At 42.3% G+C, this 23389-nt stretch carries 19 protein-coding genes and 3 riboswitches; of the genes, 9 read left to right on the forward strand and 10 right to left on the reverse strand.

From position 1 onward, the window contains the following. Positions 1 to 476: 476 nt before the first annotated feature. Together spxA and ACZ42C_RS18370 are read left to right on the forward strand one after the other, a co-directional pair. Positions 477 to 872, forward strand: a complete 396-nt coding sequence (gene spxA, locus ACZ42C_RS18365) for a transcriptional regulator SpxA (RefSeq protein WP_461182247.1) — start codon at positions 477 to 479, stop codon at positions 870 to 872. Positions 873 to 1115: 243 nt separating this feature from the next. Continuing rightward, complete coding sequence (locus ACZ42C_RS18370) at positions 1116 to 1415, forward strand: hypothetical protein (RefSeq protein WP_461182248.1); 300 nt, start codon at positions 1116 to 1118, stop codon at positions 1413 to 1415. Between the two features lie 387 nt (positions 1416 to 1802). Here the strand turns inward: ACZ42C_RS18370 and asnB are convergent, their stop codons facing one another. Both asnB and ACZ42C_RS18380 read right to left on the reverse strand, forming a co-directional pair. Next, positions 1803 to 3650, reverse strand: coding sequence for an asparagine synthase (glutamine-hydrolyzing) (asnB, locus tag ACZ42C_RS18375; RefSeq protein WP_461182249.1), 1848 nt, complete (start codon positions 3648 to 3650; stop codon positions 1803 to 1805). Positions 3651 to 3734: 84 nt separating this feature from the next. Next, positions 3735 to 5135 carry an MDR family MFS transporter gene (locus ACZ42C_RS18380; protein WP_461182250.1) on the reverse strand — a complete coding sequence of 467 codons (1401 nt, stop codon included), beginning with the start codon at positions 5133 to 5135 and terminating at the stop codon, positions 3735 to 3737. A gap of 370 nt (positions 5136 to 5505) precedes the next feature. Between ACZ42C_RS18380 and ACZ42C_RS18385 the strand changes: the two genes are divergently transcribed. Next, positions 5506 to 7560, forward strand: a complete 2055-nt coding sequence (locus ACZ42C_RS18385; RefSeq protein ID WP_461182251.1) for a catalase — start codon at positions 5506 to 5508, stop codon at positions 7558 to 7560. Between the two features lie 211 nt (positions 7561 to 7771). On the opposite strand, the gene codA is transcribed toward ACZ42C_RS18385, so the two are convergent. Further along, complete coding sequence (codA, locus tag ACZ42C_RS18390) at positions 7772 to 9028, reverse strand: cytosine deaminase (protein ID WP_461182252.1); 1257 nt, start codon at positions 9026 to 9028, stop codon at positions 7772 to 7774. A gap of 201 nt (positions 9029 to 9229) precedes the next feature. Here codA and ACZ42C_RS18395 point away from each other — a divergent pair, with 201 nt between their 5' ends. Beyond that, entirely contained in the window at positions 9230 to 10516 is a 1287-nt protein-coding gene (locus ACZ42C_RS18395) for a S8 family peptidase (protein ID WP_461182253.1), read from the forward strand. A gap of 170 nt (positions 10517 to 10686) precedes the next feature. Here ACZ42C_RS18395 and ACZ42C_RS18400 read toward each other — a convergent pair whose 3' ends face one another. Together ACZ42C_RS18400 and ACZ42C_RS18405 are read right to left on the reverse strand one after the other, a co-directional pair. Continuing rightward, a complete protein-coding gene (locus tag ACZ42C_RS18400; protein WP_461182254.1) occupies positions 10687 to 11139 on the reverse strand; it encodes a hemerythrin domain-containing protein in 453 nt (150 codons plus the stop codon). 156 nt (positions 11140 to 11295) lie between these two features. Further along, positions 11296 to 11982 carry a class D sortase gene (locus ACZ42C_RS18405; protein ID WP_461182255.1) on the reverse strand — a complete coding sequence of 229 codons (687 nt, stop codon included), beginning with the start codon at positions 11980 to 11982 and terminating at the stop codon, positions 11296 to 11298. A gap of 600 nt (positions 11983 to 12582) precedes the next feature. Here ACZ42C_RS18405 and ACZ42C_RS18410 point away from each other — a divergent pair. Beyond that, complete coding sequence (locus tag ACZ42C_RS18410; RefSeq protein WP_461182256.1) at positions 12583 to 15255, forward strand: M14 family metallopeptidase; 2673 nt, start codon at positions 12583 to 12585, stop codon at positions 15253 to 15255. Between the two features lie 115 nt (positions 15256 to 15370). Here the strand turns inward: ACZ42C_RS18410 and tenA are convergent, their stop codons facing one another. Then, positions 15371 to 16045 carry a thiaminase II gene (gene tenA / locus ACZ42C_RS18415; RefSeq protein ID WP_461182257.1) on the reverse strand — a complete coding sequence of 225 codons (675 nt, stop codon included), beginning with the start codon at positions 16043 to 16045 and terminating at the stop codon, positions 15371 to 15373. 159 nt (positions 16046 to 16204) lie between these two features. Next, positions 16205 to 16302: riboswitch (TPP riboswitch) on the reverse strand. Between the two features lie 119 nt (positions 16303 to 16421). Beyond that, positions 16422 to 16522, forward strand: a riboswitch (TPP riboswitch). 98 nt (positions 16523 to 16620) lie between these two features. On the opposite strand from tenA, the gene thiM reads away from it, so the two are divergent. The 4 genes from thiM to ACZ42C_RS18435 all read left to right on the forward strand — a co-directional run bounded on the left by thiM (position 16621) and on the right by ACZ42C_RS18435 (position 18805). Further along, positions 16621 to 17403 (forward strand): hydroxyethylthiazole kinase, encoded by a 783-nt coding sequence (thiM, locus tag ACZ42C_RS18420; protein WP_461182258.1) that lies wholly within the window; start codon positions 16621 to 16623, stop codon positions 17401 to 17403. A 27-nt stretch (positions 17404 to 17430) separates the two neighbouring features. Then, positions 17431 to 18045, forward strand: coding sequence for a cysteine hydrolase family protein (locus ACZ42C_RS18425; RefSeq protein WP_461182259.1), 615 nt, complete (start codon positions 17431 to 17433; stop codon positions 18043 to 18045). 1 nt (position 18046) lies between these two features. Next, positions 18047 to 18406, forward strand: a complete 360-nt coding sequence (locus tag ACZ42C_RS18430) for a Lin0512 family protein (protein WP_461182260.1) — start codon at positions 18047 to 18049, stop codon at positions 18404 to 18406. A gap of 159 nt (positions 18407 to 18565) precedes the next feature. Beyond that, positions 18566 to 18805, forward strand: a complete 240-nt coding sequence (locus ACZ42C_RS18435; RefSeq protein WP_461182261.1) for a thioredoxin family protein — start codon at positions 18566 to 18568, stop codon at positions 18803 to 18805. A gap of 102 nt (positions 18806 to 18907) precedes the next feature. On the opposite strand, the gene thiE is transcribed toward ACZ42C_RS18435, so the two are convergent. The 4 genes from thiE to ACZ42C_RS18455 form a co-directional block, all read right to left on the reverse strand. Continuing rightward, positions 18908 to 19528 carry a thiamine phosphate synthase gene (thiE, locus tag ACZ42C_RS18440; protein WP_461182262.1) on the reverse strand — a complete coding sequence of 207 codons (621 nt, stop codon included), beginning with the start codon at positions 19526 to 19528 and terminating at the stop codon, positions 18908 to 18910. A gap of 45 nt (positions 19529 to 19573) precedes the next feature. Further along, positions 19574 to 20392 carry a bifunctional hydroxymethylpyrimidine kinase/phosphomethylpyrimidine kinase gene (gene thiD / locus ACZ42C_RS18445; RefSeq protein WP_461182263.1) on the reverse strand — a complete coding sequence of 273 codons (819 nt, stop codon included), beginning with the start codon at positions 20390 to 20392 and terminating at the stop codon, positions 19574 to 19576. Between the two features lie 36 nt (positions 20393 to 20428). Then, the gene (thiW, locus tag ACZ42C_RS18450) at positions 20429 to 20914 is read right to left on the reverse strand and encodes an energy coupling factor transporter S component ThiW (protein ID WP_461182264.1); all 486 of its coding nucleotides are present in this window, start codon (positions 20912 to 20914) and stop codon (positions 20429 to 20431) included. Between the two features lie 206 nt (positions 20915 to 21120). After that, a riboswitch (TPP riboswitch) is annotated at positions 21121 to 21230 on the reverse strand. Between the two features lie 97 nt (positions 21231 to 21327). After that, the gene (locus ACZ42C_RS18455; RefSeq protein WP_461182271.1) at positions 21328 to 22224 is read right to left on the reverse strand and encodes a LysR family transcriptional regulator; all 897 of its coding nucleotides are present in this window, start codon (positions 22222 to 22224) and stop codon (positions 21328 to 21330) included. Positions 22225 to 23389 lie beyond the last annotated feature (1165 nt).

Raw genomic sequence — 23389 nt, forward strand, 5'->3', positions numbered from 1 at the left:
AATTATGATCTTCACCGTCAATATGAAGCTCATTTTCCTCAACATTTATGCAATTATGATCTTCATCGTCTGTATGAAGCTCATTTCCCTCAACATTTATTGTAATTATGATCTTCACCGCCCCTATGAAGCTCATTTCCCTCGACATTTATGCAATTATGATCTTCACCACCAATATGAAGCTCGCTTTCCTCAACTTTCAAGGATTTTCAAAGGGTATTACTATCTGCTATAAAATTACTGGCACATAAAATAGGACTGGTCATTATCTTTGTCTCAAATTTAATAGTTGACAGGCAAGAGATAACATGTAAATATACACTTAATTAAGTATAAATTAATTAAGTATATTTAAATAGCTTTAACGATGTTTATATGCTACTTTTATATACGTTGGGGTTTTCTTTATCATCCACAACATTAATGCGCTTAAGGACACTTAGCATTGTTCTTCATTAAAAATAGAGGTGATTTTTATGGTAACTCTTTATGTGACACCAAGTTGTACATCCTGCAGAAAGGCCAAAAAATGGTTTCAGGAGAATGAAATACCATTTATTGAACGAAATATGAATGCCGAGCCACTTTCCATAGGTGAAATAAAACAAATATTACGCTTAACGGAAGATGGAACGGAAGAGATTATTTCCAAGCGATCCAAAACTTTTCAGGAAATGGGTATTGATATAGATCAACTGCCTTTGAAAAAATTATACTCGTTTATTCAAAGCAATCCCGGACTATTAAAAAGGCCGATTATGGTAGATGAAAAACGTCTGCAAGTGGGATATAACGAGGAAGAAATTCGCAGTTTTCTCCCCCGGTCTGTCCGAACATTTTATTTGGAAGAAGCGCAAAAGATGATTAACTGAATGTGAAAAATGCTCCTATGTGTAAATCATATAGGAGCATCATTTTTATCTAAAAATGTTTTTATACGAGTCCAGTTGGAGTCATAGTTGTAATATGATTTGCTTCTACAGTGTTTAGGGAGCAGGTGTGAATACCAGAATCACTAGTTTATCCATAGATTTCGGCAAACTTGATATAGGTCAAGTTATTTTTCCTTTAAATAAGCTATACTATAGATAAATAAAATGAAAGAGGGTATGTAAATGGAGACTTTAACATTTTCAGAAGTAGTTAACGAGCATTTTCCTATATTGGAACAATATACGCCGGTATTAGTAAGAGTTCACGGCAGAAATCACCCTGAACTTGCACAAGTCAGAGACCTATTTGAAGAAATAAATGCAAAAGTAAAAGAAATTGGAGCAGATCAGGCAGAGTTATCGGAAGAGTTTCAGGAGCTGCGCAAAGTTACAAATAACTATGAAGTGCCAAGTGATGGATGTGGCACTTACCTGGAGACATACCAGGGATTGGAGGCTGCCGATAAGGCTTATCATGCTTGAATGAAATTCTTTAGATTTATATATGGATCGAAAAGGTGGAAGTACTTCTGTATCTTTTCGATCCATTTTTAATATATTACACTTTCTAAAACAACAATATGGTTTTGGCATGAAACCTTTATTGGACAGATCATGTGTATTGACAATGGGGTCCACCATAATTTTTATTAATTTATCAGTAATAGGCGAGAACTGTAGAAGCGCTCATTCATCTAATAATCATTTTAGAAGTGTTTTTTTAAAGAGGAAGGATAAAACTCGTAAGATACCCCACGGTCTGTTTGGTCCTTTTAAAATTATCAAACATCCCCTCATATAAATAACGAGTCAGAATCTGGTCCAAATTCATAAGAGAAGAAATAGATTTTGGTGCTACGAGTTATATCGCTATTTAACAATGTTTATATTATATGTTTTAAGCCAGATGTTAACTTGAATTAAGTATGCCATCATTTGTGGACCGGTCATTAACTGCCCGAACCAAGGTGCCTGATACCCTTTTCCGTCGGATTCTGCAATATACCGGACTTTCCTTTCATCAATTAACTCCAGTAATGGGGAGGAAGCATCATCAAGAATGCGAAGCAACCAGCTCTTTACAGCTTTCGTATAATGTGGACTATGGGTTTTCGGGTAGGGACTTTTTTTACGGTACAGTATCTCATCGGGAAGCCGATCTTTTAACGCTTTCCTTAAAATCCCTTTTTCACGGTTATCCGTCATTTTCATCTCCCATGGAATATTCCAGGCGTATTCCACGATGCGGTGATCCGAGAAAGGCACGCGTACCTCAAGGCTGGCACCCATGCTCATTCTGTCTTTGCGATCAAGCAGTGTTGTCATAAACCAATGGATATTTAAGTAAAATAATTCCCGGCGCCGGGCTTCAGTTTTTGATTCACCTTCCAATTTTGGTGTTTCTGCAATGGTCTGATGATAACGCTCATGCTGATATGCAGGGAGCATTAATTTATTGCGCCAATCCGGTTTTAAAATGTTCTCCCGCTCCTGGTTATACTGCATCCATGGGAACCCTTCGTGAAACAATAGCTCCTGGTTATGAAACCAGGGATATCCTCCAAAAATTTCATCGGCACACTCCCCGGACAAGGAAACAGTTGTTTTCTTCTTAATTTGTTTACAGAACCAGAGAAGCGAGGAATCAACATCGGCCATGCCAGGTAAGTCCCTGGCTATTACTGCTTCTTTTAAAGAAGTGACAAGCTCCTCTGTATCAATTTCTTCAGCGTGATGATTGCTCCCAAGTGACGACACCATTTTTTCAATCCATTGTTCGTCAGAATTAGGCTGAAATGTATTTGTTTTAAAATACTTATCATTGTTTGTGTAGGCAATCGAAAACGTGTCAAGTGCTCCTTTGCCATTCTTTTTAAAGTGATCACTTGCAATTGCGCTAATGGCACTCGAATCCACTCCTCCAGATAAAAAGGTAGAAATCGGAACATCGGATACAAGTTGCCGAATAACGGAATCTGTAAACAAATCCCTTACCTTTTCAGCTGTTTCTTCTAATGTGTCTTCATGTGGTTTGCTTTCCACATTCCAATAGCGCCATTTTTTTAAGCCATCCTTGGAGAAGCTGAGTGCATGGCCGGGTCTTAATGACTTAATTCCCCGGAAAACACCATGCTCGGGGGTTCTTGAGGGACCGACTCCAAATATCTCCTGCAGTCCTTCACGGTCCACTTCAGCTTTTATTTTATCGTGTGCGATAATCGCCTTTTGCTCGGAACCGAAAAGAAGTCCTACAGATGAAACTGTGTAGAAAAATGGTTTAACGCCTAATCGGTCCCTTGCAGCAAACAAACGCTGCTTTGTTGCATCCCAAATAGCAAATGCATAAATGCCATTTAAGTATTTAAGGCAATTTTCCTCCCAGGCTATATATGCTTGAAGCAAGACCTCTGTATCAGAGTGAGATTGAAATTGATGACCAAGTTTGATTAGCTCCCTGCGAATATCTTCTGTATTATATAACTCACCGTTGTAACAAATGGTATAATTTCTACCTTGATAACTCCGGGTCATCGGTTGTTTCCCACCTGCCGGATCCACTACAGTTAATCGGGTATGACCGAAAGCGCAATGGCGGGAAAACCAGCAATTAAAATCGTCAGGCCCTCTTTTTTCCAAGGTTTTCGCCATTCTTTTCATCGTTTCCATTTGTCCTGTTAAATCTCTTCGGAAATTCACCCATCCGGTAATTCCGCACATATCATCCACCTCTCCTCTGTATAAAAACCAGTGTATGCACGGATAGCTTGCCAGATGTACATTGGTAAAATCCAGATAGCAATCTTATTGTCTTGCGTTCTGCCTGTCTCTTTTTAATAGAAGGGACAATAACAACCCGGTAACTGAAAATAAAAAAGCAACGAAAAATGCAGTTTTCACACCCTGCAGAAATTGTAGAGGGTCTGTCGCACCGTCTCCCGAAGCAGTCCTGCTGATAAAAGAAATAATAAACGTCAATCCGAGTGATCCTCCGAATTGGCGGGCTGTATTAATAATTGCCGTTCCATGCGGGATCAACTTGTCAGGCAATGCATTGATGCCGGCGGTCATTATCGGCATGTTGATCATGGCCACGCCAGCCATTGACAACATAAAGAGAAATGATGTAAACACAAAGGAGCTGGTGGTTTCCAAACTGAAATAATACCATAGAGTACTGGTGGAAATGAGAACAAAGCCAATGATTGTAATAATTTTCCCGCCGTATTTGTCGTATAAATTTCCGGCAAATAAACTCATTACTGCAAGCGTTAAGGCGCCGGGAGCGACAACAAGTCCTGCATACAATGGAGATAGCTGCTGGGCATTTTGCACGTACATGGGCAAAATGGTTTCGATCGAAATCAGCAGACTGAATGAAATAATGGATATAACTGTCACCAGTGCAAAGACCGGAACTTTGAGTACCCGAAGTTCCAAAATCGGTGTTTGTAACCGCAACTGTCTCACGACAAATAAAATAATAGCGGCAAAGCCTGCAGTAATGCTTACCGTGGCACCGGTGCCAATCGCTTCAGCACCCACCGTATTAACTCCGTACAACACTCCCCCAAAGCCGATGCTTGACAGAAGGATGGAAATAAAGTCAATCTCTGTTTCCTTTTGTTCCGTTACATTACGCATAAACAGGAAGGTAAACACCAGGATCACTGCTGCCACAGGAAGGGTAAAAAGAAACACGGACCGCCATTCAAAATGGTTGATAAGAACGCCTGAAATAGGAGGACCAATGGCAGGTGCCACATTGATCACAAGACCCGCCAAACCCATGGCATACCCTCTTTTTTCCCTGGGATAAACGAGAAATAATATGGTTTGCATTAAAGGCATCATGATTCCGGAACTAATTCCTTGGATTACACGTCCTGCAAGTAATACTTCAAAGGAGGGGGAAAATAATCCCAACAAGGTTCCAAAAAGGAAGAGCAGCATAGATCCGATCATTAATGTTCTTGTATTAAATTTATCAATTAAATAAGCCGTCATGGGAATGAGAACCGCTATTGCCAACATAAAGCTGGTTGTCAGCCATTGCACTTGACTTGCATTTATATCAAATTCAACCATGATTTTAGGAAAGGCTGTGATAAGAAGGAATTGCGTTAATACGGATAGAAAAGAACCCGCCAATGCAATTGATACGAGTAATCTCCTATGTACAGGTGATAATATTTCCCTAGCCATTGTTTGACCTGCCTTTCTAATTTACTGCATGACACAGACAATACTAAGATAACAAAGCTGCGTGTACTTTTGAAGCACATAGCAGTTGTTTTTGCCAATGGAGTATCTGGCAGGAAACCTGAAATGTAGAAGGTATCTGTTAAATTTAAAAAGATGCTACTGTTTCGTGTCTGTAAGCAATTATTTATGCAGTAAAACATATATGTGAAAATCAAGGTTTAATCATAGCTTTTATAAAATGTATAGGAGAAGTCATGTACCAAGGTGCTCCATGCCGTTTTGTTTGTTCATTTAATGAGTGTATATTCCTTTTATTTCTAACATATTATATAAGTGGAATTAAAACAACGGAGAAAGGCTGGGCGATAATATGGATGAGAAGTCATCAAGACAAAAACCGGCTGCCAGCGATCGCAAACAAGAACAGCTTGATCGCTATCGTATACAAAACACTGGGAAGCCAATGACCACAAATCAGAAAAGAAAAATATCCAACGACTCAGAGATCTTGAAAGCCGGAGAGCGTGGTCCCTCATTACACGAGGATTGGCATTATTTTGAGAAAATGTCGCACTTTGTGCAGGAAGAGGAACCGGAAAGAGTGGTTCATGCAAGAGGTTACAGTGCCCATGGAGAGTTTGAATGCTATCAGTCCATGAAGCATGTGACAAAAGCCGGATTCTTACAGGAGCCCGGGAAAAAGACACCTTTAACGATCCGTTTTTCCACTGTACAAGGACCTAGAGGATCATATGATACAGCAAGGGATTTACGCTGTCAGGGGGTTAAGTTTTATACAGAAGAAGGAAATTATGATCTCACCACCATAGCGATGCCGGTATTGATCAACCAGGATCCAATGAAGTTCCCTGATGCTATGCATGCATATCAGGCAAAGCCGGATAATGATATACCAACAGCTTCCGGCGCACACGATCATTTTTGGGATTATGTAGCCAGTAATCCGGAAGCCCTCCATATGGTGGAATGGATTATGTCAGGCCGGGGACTTATTAGAAGTTATCGTATGATGGAGTCCTGGTCAATTAATACGTATTTATTTGTGAATGATGAAGGTGTGGCAACTTTTGTTCGTTTTGTCTGGAAACCTGTACTGGGAGTGCATTCCCTGCTTCAAGATGAAGCGCTTAAAATAGGAGGGCTTGACCCTGACTACCACCGGAGAGATCTCCGGGAAGCAATTGATAAAGGGGCCTACCCGGAATATGAGTTGGGCGTTCAGCTGGTCCCGCTGGAGGATGAATTCAAATACGATTTTGATATTCTTGATCCTGCCAAGTTCTGGCCTGAAGAGCTTATTCCTGTGCAAATGATCGGGAAGATGACGCTAAACAGAAACATTGATAATTACCATACAGAATCGGAACAGGTAGCATTTAATCCTGCAAATGTCGTTCCGGGGATAGACTTTTCCAATGACCCTGTGCTGCAGGGAAGATTAATTGCATATCATACTGCACAAGTACATCGGATCGGGACTAATTTTCAGGAATTACCGATTAACAAACCGATTTGCCCCTTCCATAATAACCAGCGGCGAGGCCCTATGAGGTACCGGATAGATGTGGATCAGGTGAATTATCACCAAAATTCACTCGCTAATAATACGCCGCACACAACCCCTCCGGAAGCAGGTGGGTATGAACACTATCCCAAGAAAGTAGAGGGACATGTGATCCGCGGCCGAAGTGAATCATTTAATGATCTCTTTTCACAGCCGAGGATATTTTGGAATAGCGTGACACCAATTGAAAGGCAACAAATAATTAATGGTTTCAGCTATCAGCTTGGAAAAGTAAGAAGCGAATCAGTGCGGCAGCAAAACGTTGATTTGTTGGTAAATGTTGATCAGGATCTTGCTTACATTGTTGCTGATAATATAGGAGTTAAACGTCCCGCAGGTTCCCATGTTCCCGTTTCGACAAGCTATCCATCTCTTAGTCAGGAAAACACACCAAAGTATGCCTATACGCAAAAAGTGGGGGTTCTGATAGGCGACGGTTTTAACGGCAATGAGGTAACCAATGTTTTGAATGTCCTGCAGCAATCCGGTGTTTTTATAGTTATCATCAGTGACACACTTGGTACTGTAACAGGTTCGGATGGTACAAAGCTGAAAGTGGATGAAACCTTTATGACAACTAGTCCTTATCTCCTTGATGCTCTCTATGTTGTAGGGGGAAGTGCGAAGGATCAAACGAGGTTTAACCAGTATGTGATGGAATTTGTCAGTAATGCGTATAAGCATTATAAACCAATTGGATTGGCTTCCACGGGTCAAACTTATTTGAAAACAACTGAGAAGAATAACCCGGCTGGTGTAGTGATTGGCGGAAATAATACCAGTTTCGGAAAGGATTTTGTGCATGCCATCGCGCAGCAGCGTTTTTGGAATAGAAAGTAGTTGCTTTTTTTCAAATAGACCCCAACCAAGATTTCTTTATAAGATACCGTCATTGCTGCATATCGAAAGTATAGGGAAATCGATGTGCAGTAAAAATACTATGAAAACAAAACAACAGGCTGGCAGTATAACATGCCGTCCTGTTGTTTTATTTTATATCCTTGCCTAATCACATCTATCACGAAAGACTTTTGTGCTTTTTGGAAACTTATTACAGGCCCGGGATGTTCATTTTTGTTTCCATTGGTTTTGTTTCAACCATCACTTTGCCATTACGAATCGAATAGATTACCGGTGCCTGTGTACGGACAGCTTCATATTCAGAATCCGAGTCTATGACAATTAAATTAGCTTTATTCCCTTCTTTGACACCATACTCATTCTCTATATTTAACGTTTTTGCTCCGTTAATTGTAATAAGATTAAGTGCTGTTACAATATGGTCATAATCAGTCATATGACAGGCATGCAGTCCTGTATCGACGACATCCATTAAATTCCCGTCCCCGAGCGGATACCAAGGATCCATGATGGAATCCATTCCGAAACATACTTTAATTTCTTCATCCAACAGCTCTTTTACCCGTGTCAGACCACGGCGTGTCGGATGATTGTCAAACCTTCCCTGTAAATGTAAATTAGCCTTTGGCAGGGCAATAAAATGGATGTTGGCTTTCTTCAGGGTTTGAAACAGTTTATACGTATACGCATTGCTGTAGGATGCCATGGCAGTTGTATGACTGGCTGCAACTCGGTTTCCAATGCCCAGTTTCAATGATTCTCCTGCTAGTACTTCCAAATATCTTGACTGGTCATCATCAATCTCATCACAATGAATATCAACTAATTTGTCATATTTCCCAGAAAGCTCGAGTGCCTTCATCACGGAACGGACTCCATCTTCGCGTGTCAACTCATAGTGAGGGATGCCTCCAACCACATCCGCGCCCATTTCCAATGCTTGGATGAGCAGTTTTTCGCCGTCTGGCTTCGTGTAAAGCCCTTCTTGTGGAAGCGCCACAATCTGCAAGTCCATCCATGGTTTTATTTCTTCTTTTACCTCCAGCATTGCTTCTAATCCTTTTAGTGTGGGATCACTTACATCCACGTGGGTCCGTGCATGCTGAACCCCGTGTTTCAACTGCATTTTCACTGCTTTCAACGCACGTTTTTTTATGTCATCCTTTGTTTCGTCCACTAATTGCTTCCGCTCGGACCAAATCTCGATGCCTTCAAATACAGAACCAGTCCTGTTCCATCTTGGTGTTCCGGCTGTTAAAACATAGTCCAAATGAATATGAGGCTCCACATAGGGAGGAAGTACCATTTTTCCGTTTAAATCAATGGTGTTCTCCTCATTGGATGCATCGCTGATTTTTGCCGGTGTAATGGACTGTATTTTATCTTTCTTTATTTCAATATCCCATCTATTTTCTTTTCCATAAAGTCTGGCATTTTTTAATATCATTGGTGTATCACTCCTGAAGCTATAAATTTATGGTACAGTCTAATTCTATTTTACGTCATCCCTTTAAAAAATCCAGTAAAGGGCCTGCATAAGGTCTAAAAATTCGGTTTGCAGCCTGTTTTTCTTATTTTTGTACAACTGTATATTCTCTTTTTTCGGAGTCTGCGTAGCATATCGTATATGCAAGAAAGGAGAATGAATATGTTAAACTTTTCCATGATTGAATTGAGCAGACGAAAGGGGAGAAAGTTAGATAAACAGATGAAGCGTCATTTCATCGACTTTTACCGGCCATTTCGTTTTGTTCCTTGTTTCCTGCACCGTCCGTTGGAAAAGATCAGAAAGAACATGAAGCGGCTGCCAGTTATTATAGAATTTGAGGATAATTGCTATGCTGCTGGTTTACAGGATGTTAAAAATACGAAAAACCGGAAATTACGAGAGTTACCTTCTATCTCATGCTGCTCCGCCCATCTCTCAATAGAAAATATAGGTAAGCTAGTTGACAGCTGTGATCATATAAAAAAAATCCACTATGATAGAGAAGTTACTACGCTATTAGATAATGCAACACCCTCGATCAACTCCCATCAATTACAGGAAAATGGGTTGACAGGAAAGGGTGTAACTATCGCGGTTATTGATACAGGAGTACAGCCCCATGCTGATTTGGAAGGACGTATTACGGCGTTTAAGGATATGGTGGGGAATCAAGAGGAACCCTACGATGATAATGGACATGGCACCCATTGTGCTGGTGATGCAGCGGGAGACGGTGCGGATTCAGATGGACAATATCAAGGTCCGGCCCCTGAAGCGAATATAGTAGGTGTAAAGGTATTAAACAAAATGGGTGCCGGTTCTTTATCCGCAATTATTGATGGCGTGCAGTGGTGCATCGAGAACCAGTCTGCGTATGATATCGATGTTCTTTCCCTGTCACTTGGTTCTCATCCGACCGGTCCTGTTGAAGACGACCCTGCGGTAAAAGCTGTGGAATCAGCTTGGGATGCAGGCATGGTAGTTTGTGTTGCGGCCGGAAATTCAGGACCCGATTCCCAGACAATAGCAAGTCCGGGCAACAGTCCGAAAGTGATCACGGTTGGCGCTGTGGATGACAATAATACTCCGGATCGTTCAGACGATTCAGTGGCCGATTTTTCCAGCCGGGGTCCAACAATGGAAGGGTATACAAAGCCGGATATTTTAACTCCGGGTGTCGAAGTGGTTTCCCTGAGAGCTCCCGGATCATTTCTTGATAAAAATAATAAATCTGCACGCGTAGATTCCGGTTATATTTCTTTATCGGGTACTTCCATGGCCACACCGCTCTGTGCCGGAGCAGCTGCCCAGCTTCTGCAAAGTAATCCGGATCTCACACCGGATGAAGTGAAACAGAGATTAATGGAAGCATGTGAAGACATGGGACAGCCAGCGAATGTACAGGGGAGCGGGTATTTAAATGCTGCAAATTTAATAGAAAGCTAAATTTATAAAGTTTATGATGACATGTGCAGGCATGATTACTTCCTCTCCCTTATTATCAGGGGAGAGGAAAATAGAGAAGATCGCTCATAGCCCTCATTATGTGAAATGTCCACAAAGGCCGGGCCGGGGGATACGATATTATTTGCAGACGGGCCTTCTGCATACTTGTATCAATGCAAATAGGGAGCCAATTCCTGCAATTTTTCCTCCGGCAATGCTTTTTCAATCATGGGGAACAGGACACGTTCTTCTTTACGGATATGGTTTTCCAGTAAAGCGCCTAATTCATGCATCATATCCAGGTCCGTTTCCTTCAACTTTAAGAGTTGATCGAACAGGGAACGTAATTTTACATGTTCCATAAGCATTTCTATTACTTCCGGTTTATTAATATCCTCGTATTGGGCATAGGCCGGTAAAAGGATTTCTTCTTCTTCCCGGAAATGCTCCTGGCCACCAGGGTTCCAAAAATCATCGGCATCTTTCATTATTTCTTCGATCGATAAGCGGCTTTTCTCTGTTCCTGCTCTTTTTAATTTGAGTGCCAGGTGCAAGCCAATCATATGATGTCGTGATAAATCTTTCAGCGATTCATGCCGTTTCATGCCTTTTTTGTTTGTCATAGCGACACTCCTTTTAACTATGATGAACCCTCTCCCTCTTCACAAGTATACCAGCTTTTAACTAACAGCCCTGCAAGGACTATTCACTGACCAGACCAGTACAGTTGTAAGCGGGATTTATCTTTTTTCGATATTGTTGTTACCTGTATTTTGTTTTCACATCGGGTATGCATATAATACGTAACGGTCGGGTGCACTTCCAATCATTGAAAAAGGATAACAAGTGGAAACAGTTAAGTATTCATCTTCCCGGGTTGGATCGATCACGGTCGTATTGTCTGCTTCCACGATTTCATGATCTCTTATCCGGTATTTATATGTGCCGTATTCCATTTTTACATGGAATTCATCCCCGTGTTCCAATTCGCCAAAATCTCTAAAGACGGTATCCCTGTGGCCTGAAAGAAGAATCTGTTTATTTTGACCCGGGAGCCCGGTGTCATGGTAATGACCTACTCCCTGTGCAAGTTCTTCTTCGTCCGTACCTTCCACGATAGGAATTTCCCGGTCTAATTTCGGAATGTACAGTAACCCGATGGTTTCCCCTTTTTCATATTTTATCTCTGTAATATTTTCATCATTTATTTCCTGCAATGTGTTATTGTCTGCAGCAAGCATAGCCTCTGCCTCTGAGAGCCTTTCTTTTTCCTGATGTGATGAACTCCATAGCTGATAACCGCCAAACGCTAAAGTAGAGAGACCTGCAATGATAAACAGCCAGGATATATACTTAAGCATCACATTCACCTCAATAGTAATTTTATTAATTCCAATGTACACCTTTCCGTATGTTCCTGCAACGATTCTTTCAGAAAAACCATCAGAATTTAGTCGGTATTCCATATATATTTACACATTGTTTTTTTATTTGTGTGAGCTTATCTCATAACGAAAAATTATTATTGCAAAACGATCCGGACGGATGCTTTACCCATAGGCATAAGTGCAATATTTGAGGCTGAACTGAAATGCACGCCCGCCGAAAATTATTGCTCGAACGCTTTTTCACCCCGTTTTCTTTGCCAGTGGATGCTGCTTCATCCTTCCAGCTTTTCTGTATGGTTTTTGGCTATCAATGTTCCTAAAGGAGTCGCCGTCTTAATTAAATTGGAGTTTCTTAACCAGACAGACCGTACTTTCTTGCAAACTCTGTTGCAGTTTAACTCTTTATTCAAGTTCTCCTGGTATAAATATTACTGCTCCCCCCAACAAAAAAAGACTTCTTACCAACGGCCCGTGTAAGATTTCATATTTTTCATGTATCCCTATAAATATTCCTTCCTACCAATAAAAAAACGTACGTTACTATTCTATTATGTAATAAAGTAATTCTTGTAAATTCGTATACCTTTAGAATCATTTTTTATCTAAATCATACCAATGTTCAGATAATAGTTATATAATGACTAGTGAATAGAAAAAAATAATAGAGGAGGGAATCAAATGAATCTCAAAAGATTCACATGGTCTTTGCTGGCCGTGGCAGGAGTAATTATGATAGCGCTTACCTCGATGGATTTCAGCTCTACTTCCGCCTCACCCGCAGTCGTGGAAAAAGAACCACCGGAGACGGCAGTTGTTGAAATTGTTGTGCCGGATGGAGACGCTGTTGACTATTTAGTAGAAAACGGCTATGAATTAACAGGCTATGCCAGTGATAAAAATGGCCAGCTGGAAGTCCATGCAATTGTTACAGAAGTGGAAATGGAAAGATTGGAAACGGAAGGTTATGACCTCACTATCGTTCAAACCTCTCAAGATGTGGAAAGAATACTGGAGGAACGCGAAAGAAGATCAGAACAGGAGTGGACTTTATCCAGTGCAGAAGACAATATTAATGTCTTCAGATCTGATTACTTCACTAATCAGTCAGGGACATTTTTATATCTTGAGGCAAAGTCCAGCGCCGGACCTGATGTATCCATGAATGCATCTTGGGTGGATGAAAACGGTGAAGAACAAACTGTCTCCATGACAAGAAAAGTGGATTATGGGGAATATTTATATCACTATACACTCACAAATATTGATTCAGTCCCGGAAAATGTATTAATTACTACCAGTCAGCAAGGATCTGTGGAAACAGAATTAACTGAATGGATAGGTGATGGCACGCCGGTGGGTGATGATTATTTGAAAGATTTTGTTGATCATTATATGGATCCAATAGAAACTGAAGAAAGAATCATTGCTTTAGCGGAAGAATTTCCCGAATTAGCAGAAATTGTAGAGCTTCCTTATGAAACAAATGGTTACAGAAGACATGCACAAGCAACTTTTGGAAATACAGTAGATGCTGCATTTGTACTTACATCAGAAGCATGGGGTCATGAAGGCGGCAATGATATTACGATAGATATTCAGACTGCAGAAGGGGAAAATGAGGAGCTTCATGTTGCAGTAGAGGGTGATGCAATAACAGTTACCCTTGGAACAGATGATGCCGGCGAAGCGAACAGTACAGCAAATGATGTAATAAATGCAATTAACAGTCAGGCAGGTGATCTGGTTACTGCAACCAATTACAGAGATTCCAGTGGTGATGGACTGGTGGAAAATGAAGCTGACATAGCATTAACCGATGGATTAAATGCACCTGATGAGATTTCCAGAGAACCTCGTCAAGTAAAGGCCATACGTATAGGTAAAGAGCGCGACGGCTCTAAGCCGGGTGTATTGGGATATTCTCAGGAACATGCTCGTGAGTGGGTAACACCGCTGGTTTCCGTGGAGACGGCTGAAAGGCTGTTGAGAAACTATCATATTGATGAAAATACGAAAGAGTTAGTGGATAACCTTGATATTTTCATCGTACCGACAGTGAATCCGGATGGCGGGATTTTCTCATTCTATGATTACAATATGCAACGTAAAAATCTTACGAATCATTGTCCTGCCGAAGCTTCAGATCCAGCTTACCGCAATCAATGGGGTGTTGACTTAAATAGAAACCATGCAGTTGGATCAGTGTATGACGGATGGATTGGCGGTTCAACAAATTGCCTGTCAGGGACTTATGCCGGACCGGAAATAGAATCAGAGCCAGAGGCGAAGAATATTGTTTGGTTGGCAGAGGAATTTCAAAATATTGAATTTGCCATGAATATTCATTCCCATGGTGGGTACTTTATGTGGTCTCCTGGAGCTTACGATGCAGACCGCAATCCATTGCCTCGTCCGACGGCAGGAGAGGAAGCCTATTACTGGCAGGCTTCAGAACATATATTGACAGAAATTAAAAACTACCGCGGTACTGTTATCCACCCTGGAAGAACCGGCCCCATCCCGGATGTGCTGTATTCTGCAGGGGGCAACTCAGCAGACGCATTATGGTATAACCATGATATTTATGCATGGAACTTTGAAGTGGGAGCACAACTGTGGGATGAAGAAACGGAACGCTGGGTAAGTGTTGGCTTCCAACCGGAATTTGAAGAAGGCCATGCAGAAGCAATGGAATTTGCCAACGGCTTAATCGGATTATTTGAGGTAGCCCTTGAAAATGCAAACGATGATGTAAATCCGGAAACTTGGATTTCTCCGGAAGAAGGAACGTACCATGATCCTGTTGAGGTAGACTTTGAAATGAGCGAACCAGCTACTGTTTATTATACCCTGGATGGTTCACGACCAACTTTTGACTCCGATGTCATTAGTGTAGCCGGAACAAGAATGGGCGGAGAAACATTAACAATTGAAGAAACCACGACGATCAAATGGTTCTCTGTAGATCCGGCAGGAAATATTGAGAATGATTATGACCCGGATGGAGAAGGAAATAACTATAACGAAGCTGAAGTTGTTATTGATTATTTGCCGGAAGGGGTAACTGCAGCCGGGATGCAATCGCTAGTGGAACGTTTTGAACAGGAAGAGGAATTTGCTGATGAAACAGCTCCTCGCACACTGAAAAACCATTTAACAGCTGTGGATCTTTTTGAACAACAGGGAGATGGCGATAAAGTAGTCAGACATATGAATAGCTTTCTGTTGCTGCTTTATCATCAGGAAAATAATGAGCTTATTTCAGGAAAGGTTTATCGTATCCTGGAAAACTATTCAAATGAATTGATTGAAATCTGGTCATCGGAGTTGGATACCGAAGAAGCCATATAAGGGCTGGGAATAAGGCCATCCGTGGAGCAGTCAAGTGCTCTGCGGATGGCTGCTTTTGCCTTTTAATAAAAAATTATATATCATTAGATGGGTGATGGGCTGTTTTTGGGCGAAATTATACCGGCCAATCTTCTTTATTCTCCGCCATATCCCAAAACATATATTCCAATTTACTTGTTTTCACGACGATCTCTTCCAGTTCAGCCAAATCTCTTTCAGGCTTTCCTGCTGCTATTTCATTAAGCAGATTTTTGCAGTCTTCAGCCAGTTCGGTAAAATCATCCGACGAATACATTTTTACCCAGCGGCCATAAAATTCGTGCTCCTTTGCCCCTGGCCATGCTGCCAGCTTTTTGCCAATAAAATTATAACTCCAGGCACAAGCCAGTACAGCGGCCACGACATTTTCCACTCCACCGCGCTGGGAGACATTCAGCATATAGCTTGTATAAGCTGTAGTTGTGGCGGCAGCTTCTGTTTTTTCCAAGTCTTCTTGGGATATGCCGAATTGGGCGGCATATTGCCGGTGCAAATCCATTTCCATATGGAGTGTGCCGTCCAGCAGTTTGGCAAAAGTGGTCATCGTTTTTAAATCCTGCGCTTTGGCGCTCCCCAGTGCAAAAAGTCTGGAATACTCTATTAAATATACATAGTCCTGTTTTAGCCAATGCATGAATTTATTCTGATCCAACCATCCTTCCCCAAGTCCTTTTACAAAAGGGTGGGTGATGTATGAGTTCCAAATAGGTTCCACCTTTTCCCATAGACGTTCTGTAAATAATTTTTCCATTTCCTCTTCTCCTCTCCGATTATTAAATTTGCTTAATAAGTAGCTGGACCTTTTAGTTGCAGAATGCTCTCACCTCTTTTCATGCAAGGGGAAACAGGAAAATAAAAACCCATTTCCAGTCATAGAAATGGGTTCAGCAATGGGTATACTCATAAATAGAACATTGCCAATCCGCTTCCCTACGCTAGCCTTACCTAGATCAGGTTCCAAGGGTCGATTTACTCTCTCAGCATCCACGTGCTCCCCCAGCAGAATTACAAATTAATTTAATTTTCGATAACAATTATAGCCGCTTCCTGTTAAAATAGCAAACCGGTTCGAGGTACCTGTCCTCTTGTCCCAGGAGAAAGTTATCGGTATAATGAATGTACATATGAAATTCCACTAGGGGTGCCGGCAGGCTGAGATAAGATTTTTCTTAATCCCTTTGAACCTGATCTGGTTTGTACCAGCGTAGGGAAGTGGAGCTGGCGAATATACGGATTTTGTATATCAAACCACTCCATTTCCGGAGTGGTTTTTTTAGTAATCTTCCCTATTTTTTTCTCAAAATCTATGAATAAGGAGCGTTCAGTATGGACTATCTTGCAGAAATCAGGAAAGAGAACCCGTTCATTTATAATATTACCAATGAAGTGGCCACAAATATGGCTGCCAATGGACTCATCGCCGTCGGTGCGTCTCCGGCCATGTCCAATACGCCTAAAGAAGCTGTAGAAAATGCACAGCATGCAGCAGCAGTTGTGTTAAACCTGGGTACCCTTACCGAAGATCGGGCAGAAGCGATGTTGATTGCCGGAAAAACAGCAAACGAAAAAGGTGTGCCGGTAATCCTGGACCCCATTGCAGTTGGAGGGACCAAATTTCGTACAGAAGTGATCTATGAATTGCTGGATAAAGTGAAATTTGCTGCCATCCGTGCTAATGCGGGGGAAATTGCTGTACTCGGGGATACTTTGTCAGTAATGAAAGGACCGGATTCTACGATTGAGGAAGTAGATCCGGAGGTGGCCAAAGGCGTTGCCAATAAGTATAACACTGTCGTTATCGCGACCGGAAAAACAGATGTCATCACTGATGGCAAGCGCACGACCCTGTGCAGAAACGGACATGCCATGCTGCAAAACATCACTGCCAGCGGTTGCCTGCTTACATCTCTTGTCGGGCCGTATGTTAGTGTAGGAAATGATCCATATGAAGCAGGAATTGAAGTAGCTGCGGCTTATGGCATCGCCGCCGAATTGGCAATGGAAAAAGCAAATGGTCCCGGTTCATTTATCCCGGCACTGCTAGATGAGCTGTACTTTCTCGATAAGGAGAAAGTGGATAAGTATAAACGGGTGGAGCAAATATACTAGCGAATGGTGAAAAGGGGTCTGTTGCAAATGAGCACTTCAAATGGAAAATCAGTACTGCTACTTGTAGACTTGCAAAATGATTTTTGCCATCCGGACGGTACTGCAGCCAAACGGGGGAAAAATGTCCACGTTTTTCGGGAAACTTTATTAAGGACGAAAAATTTACTGGATGCTGCCCGAAATAATAGCATCCCGGTGATCCATGCCATTTCTGAACATAGTGAATGGACAGCATCTCCGACACAAAAAGAAAGGTATGGCAGAGCAGGTTCGAAAAGCGGCCTTTCCTATTGTGAACCTGGGAGCTGGGGCGCAGAATTTTTTCAACCTTTCATACCGGAACATGGTGAAAAGATTGTCATAAAGCATCGTTACAGTGCTTTTTTGTACACTGACCTTGAATTGATTCTACGCCGTAGTGGCGTTACTGAACTGGTCATTTCCGGTGCTTATACAAATGTTTGCCTAGATAGCACTGCCCGGGACGGGTATATGCGGGATTTTCACGTTATTGTTCCCGCTGATTGTGCCGTTTCTGACCATCAACGACACCATGATTATGCACTTGCTCTGCTTGACGGGACATTTGCAGATGTAGTGCATTCAGATGATATAAAAAGACAATGGGAAAGGAGCAGATGATATGAAGGAAATTCTATTTATTGAAACAGGCACGGGGGTAGATTTGCACGGCCAGGATGTCAATGAAGCGGCAAAGCGGGCGGTGATGGATGCGATTCATTATAATTCCATGCCGGGAATAAGAAAAATGCTTCCTGATGAAGATATTAATAAAATGAAAGTGAATGTGAAACTTGGCATTCCGCAGGATTTGGGAAATCTGGATGAAAAGAAAATAAAACAGCTTATTCCTTATGGCACCGTGACCGTAGAAACAGTAAAAGGGGGAATGACTGCCACCAGCGGGATTATTCTTGAGGATCAGCATGATAAAAATGATTTGATGTATATCGTCAATGCTGTAGTGGAGGTAGGCTATTAAGGAGTCCCATCAGTTTTACTTGCATTAACAAAAGTTTACCGATAAATTCCTGTGATTGATAGCTTATTCCTATGGGTATGATAGGGAAAGCCTTATTGATGGTACCTCGGATTTGACCTATGCTTGGATGTAGTAAGTCAAACCAAGGAGGTATTATGTATGGAAAAAGCAGTATTTTATCATGCCGGCTGCCCGGTTTGTGCAGACGCAGAAAAAATGGTTTTGGACTACTTTGACAAATCAAAGGTAGATGTAGAAGTCATCGACTTTAACGATGATGCATCAAAAATCAACGAAGCAGAGAACGCTGGGGTTAAATCAGTCCCTGCGCTTGTTTTAAATGGACAAACGTATCATATTAACCACGGGGCAAGCATGGAAGAAGTGAAGAACGGATAATATAGAAAAGCGGGAGGGTGTAAATTGCCCTCCCGTTTACTGTATAGCCAGGTTCTGGCCAATTTGGATAGTGCAGAGAAAGAATAGTACTGATGGTTTTCCTTAAAGCATAGCTACAGCTTGGTTAATGTCTTCAGCCTGGGCGATTGCGGAGATGACAGCTACTCCATCTGCTCCTGCTTTCAGTACGGAAGCAGCATTATCTTTATTAATTCCCCCGATGCCTACGATAGGAAGGTTCGGGAATTGTTTTCTTAATTCCACGACCCACTCTGTTCCCACAGCGGATTTGTCGTGCTGCTTAGAGGCCGTGCCGAAAATATCGCCGGCTCCGACATAATCCACATCATCCAGCGGGCTGCTCTCAAGTTCACCCCTGGATACCGACAGACCAATGATTTTACCTGGAAACATTTTTCTCAGTTCTGTAACCGGGTGATCATCCTGTCCAACATGTATACCATCTGCTTCCAATGTCTGAACGAGTTCCACATCATCATTTACGATAAATGGAATGCTGTATTCCCGGCAAATGTCACGAAGATCCTTACCCAATTCCAGTTTTTCCCTGCCGGTCAAAGCACCATCTCCTTTTTCCCGGAACTGATATGCGGTGATACCGGCTTCTCCTGCTTCTTTTAAAACGTCTCTTGGATCTCTGCTGCAATCCCCGCTTCCCATTATGAAGTATTTTCTCAGCGCTTTTCGTACATTATATTGCATACGATCATCCCTTCTTTAGATGCATTAAATGTGTCTGACGGCCTACTATTTGTTTCCGGATTCTATTTCCTCTTCAGATCGGACAGCCCAGTGATTTGTCGGGCCATTACCATTGCCCAGGTTGAAGGAATGTTTGATGGCTGCCGTAACAAATTTCTTTGATTTTTGAACAGCTTCCTGCAGTGACACTCCCTGGCTTAAATAGGCAGTAATTGCAGCTGAATAGGTACAGCCGGTACCATGCGTGTTTTTTGTATCAATTCTCTTTGCGGTGAAAACGGAAAGTTCTGTTCCGTCATACAGAAAATCCGTCGCTTCACCATCCAGGTGACCGCCTTTCACTAATGCTGCTCCTGCCCCAAATTCTTCAACAAGTTTTACTGCAGCATTTTTCATATCATCTCTTGATTGAATTTTGTCTCCTGTCAGAAACTCTGCTTCCGGAATATTAGGTGTTACAAGGGCAGTTAGCGGGACTAAATGGTCGCGCAAGTAATCCCGTGCGTTTTCGAGTATGAGCGCATCCCCACTCGTTGCCACCATAACCGGATCCATGACGTATGGCGCGCTCATACCGGAAATTTTGGCCTTCATCATTTTCATCATGTCTATGTTGGCGATCATTCCGGTTTTGAATGCATCAACAGGCATGTCGGAAAACACGGAATCCAGCTGCTTCCCGATCATGGAAATAGGCAGGTGATACACATCCTGAACACCTGTTGTATTTTGAGCGACGACGGATGTAATTACCGACATCCCGTAGCTTTGCAGTTCCTGAAATGTTTTTAAATCAGCCTGAATTCCCGCACCGCCGGTTGGATCTGTGCCGGCAATCGTCAGGGCACTATGGACTTTTTTCAAGTTTTTTCCTCCTCAATATCTATTTATTTAACAGACTTATACGCTTAGCAGGTTTGTCTGTTTCACTTTTGCGATAATAAACCAGCCAATAAGCGCGCCGGTGACACTGCTTACAAGAAATGAAGGTATAAAGGCAAAAGCACCAGCAGCACTTCCCATCAGTATTTGTGCAATCGGCACGGCAAATAAAGCACCGATTATGCCGCTTCCAATGGCCTCACCGCCGGCAGCAAAACCGAGTTTTTCGGTTTTTTTGTAAAGATAGCCTGCGACCAGCGCTCCCACCATACCACCGGGGAATGCCAGTAATGTACCAAGGCCAAGCATATTTCTTAATAAGCCGATCATAAAAGCAATGCCAACAGCAGGCCACGGTCCGAGAGTCACGGCAGCCATCACATTGACAGCATGCTGCACGGGATAGGCCCTGGCTACACCGGCAGGAAACCATATTAACTGGGCACCCAATGTTCCAATGGCAACAAATACAGCCATGGTCGTTAATAGTCTTGTTCGGTTCAAATTAATACCTCCCTTTAAATGAGGTTCCAGGTACAGGTGAGTTTCTAAGACTCTGGCGGAAAGGGAAGAGGCAGCCTGGTGAAAGCTGCAGGGCAGAAAGTGGATGAGTTAGCGGGTCAGTTGTCGTGATTTGCTGACAGCATGAATAAAACAAAGCCGGATCCAAATTAGCGGACCCGGCTTTATATGCTGAGAATAGTATAGTCTTTGTCATCTGACTACTTCCCTCCGCTGGCATTAACCAGATCAGGTCCATAAGAGTTGGAAAGCCTCACTTTCCTCTCAGCCCGTATTTTGGGCACCTCCAGTAGTGTGAAACTATTGATTTGTCGATCATAGAATAACATATTTTGATCAGGTTGTCATGAAAACAGGTATTCTGCGTGTATCCTGTTGGGATTGATTCGCGAAAATTAAGACACGTGGCGAATAGCCTTCATAATTTGTCCCATAAATGTCTGCGTGGTAGCGCAGATGAATTTGTTTTTTCGGTAAATAAAGCCGATTTCCCGTTGTGGTGTTGGGTTAATTAATTTCACCTTTGTAATTCGGGGGTTGTTCAGGGAGTCAAGGTAAGGTTCAGGCAAAATCGTTACCCCTACCCCCTCGGAAACCATCTGGATTAAAGATTCCAGTGTTGTCATTTCCAGGATTGGCTTCAATGTGAAACCAAGCTCCTTACAATATGAGTCAATCAACTGTCTCAGGTAATAACTTTCAGGAAGCAGAATAGTTGATGTACTTTCGAGCGTTTTCATATCCATCTCCCATTGAGAAGCCAGCGGGTGATCGGAAGAAACGGCAAGAGAGAGTTCTTCCGTAAATAACGGTGTTGAATCAAATTCTTTCTCTTCCACAGGTAAAAAGGCGATCCCCAGATCCAACTCATTTTCAATCAGTGATTTTTTGATGTCTTCTGTTTTCAATCCATGGACAGAAAGCTTTACATTTGGATATAATCGCTTGAATTCAATGATGGCCGGAGGGAGCAGGTAATTCACACAGGAAAGGAGGGAGCCGATCACCAATTTACCGCGCTGCAATTCATTTAAGTCACGGAGTGCCGCCTCTGCCTGTTCGACTTCAAAAAAGATGGACTGCGTATAGTACAGTAAAATTTTCCCGGCTTCCGTCAGTAAAATTCTTTTGCCGATCCGGTCAAATAAAGGAATACCCACTTCATCCTCCAGCCGTTTAATCTGTTCGCTCAATGTAGGCTGGGAGATATTTAATTTCTCCGCCGCCCTGGTAAAATGCAACTCTTTGCAGACAATCATGAAATACTCCAACTGCCTTAATTCCAAATATATCTCCTCCTTTCGATTGATAGGTGTTGCCTCTATTCTGAAGGAGATAATAGGTATGGGCAATGAAAATGTTTTTTTACGGTTACGGCGAGAAGAGTGGATATAATAGATGGAAAGATTGAAGGGGTGGGTGGCGTGGAGAGGAAGCCGTCATAGAAGTCTAATTAATGCTCGTTTAACCATGAAGGCAGGAATCGTGAGAGTAGAGGTCAGGCTATTTATGATAGAGTTGCCCTCGTGTACACGTTCGGTCGTTTCTTTCTCTGACCATGAATGATAGAACCGATCTCAAGTACACGCTCGGCGTAAATCCTGCCGACCATGTATGATAGAATCGCTCTCAAGTACACGCTCGGCGTAAATCCTCCCGACCATGAATGATAGAACTGATCTCAAGTACACGCTCGGCGTAAATCCTGCCGACCATGTATGATAGAATCGCTCTCAAGTACACGCTCGGCGTAAATCCTGCCGACCATGTATGATAGAATCGCTCTCAAGTACATGCTCAGTCGTGAATTCTTCCGATCATGTATGATAGAACCGATCTCAAGTACACGCTCGGCGTAAATCTCACCGACCACGTATGATAGAACCGATCTCAAGTACACGCTCGATCGTAAATTTTCCCGACCATGTATGATAGAACTGATCTCAAGTACACGCTCGGCGTAAATCCTCCCGACCATGTATGATAGAGTCGCTCTCAAGTACACGCTCAGTCGTGAATTCTTCCGATCATGTATGATAGAACCGATCTCAAGTACACGCTCGGCGTAAATCTCACCGACCATGTATGATAGAATCGCCCTCAAGTACACGCTCGATCGTAAATTTTCCCGACCATGAATGATAGAACTGATCTCAAGTACACGCTCGGCGTAAATCCTCCCGACCATGTATGATAGAATCGCTCTCAAGTACACGCTCGGCGTAAATCTCACCAACCATGTATGATAGAACGCCCTCAAGTACACGCTCGGCGTAAATCCTCCCAACCATGTATGATAGAACCGATCTCAAGTAACCGCTCGACCCTCAGCTATGTGCACGGCTGTATTTCCCTCCGGCCTGGGCTTCTTTCATAAAGGAATAAAAATAATGTTATCGAATGAAATCCGTAATTGGTTTACTGGATTTTTAGGTGAAATATGAAGATGACCAGATT

The sequence above is a fragment of the Virgibacillus kimchii genome (assembly GCF_055379185.1).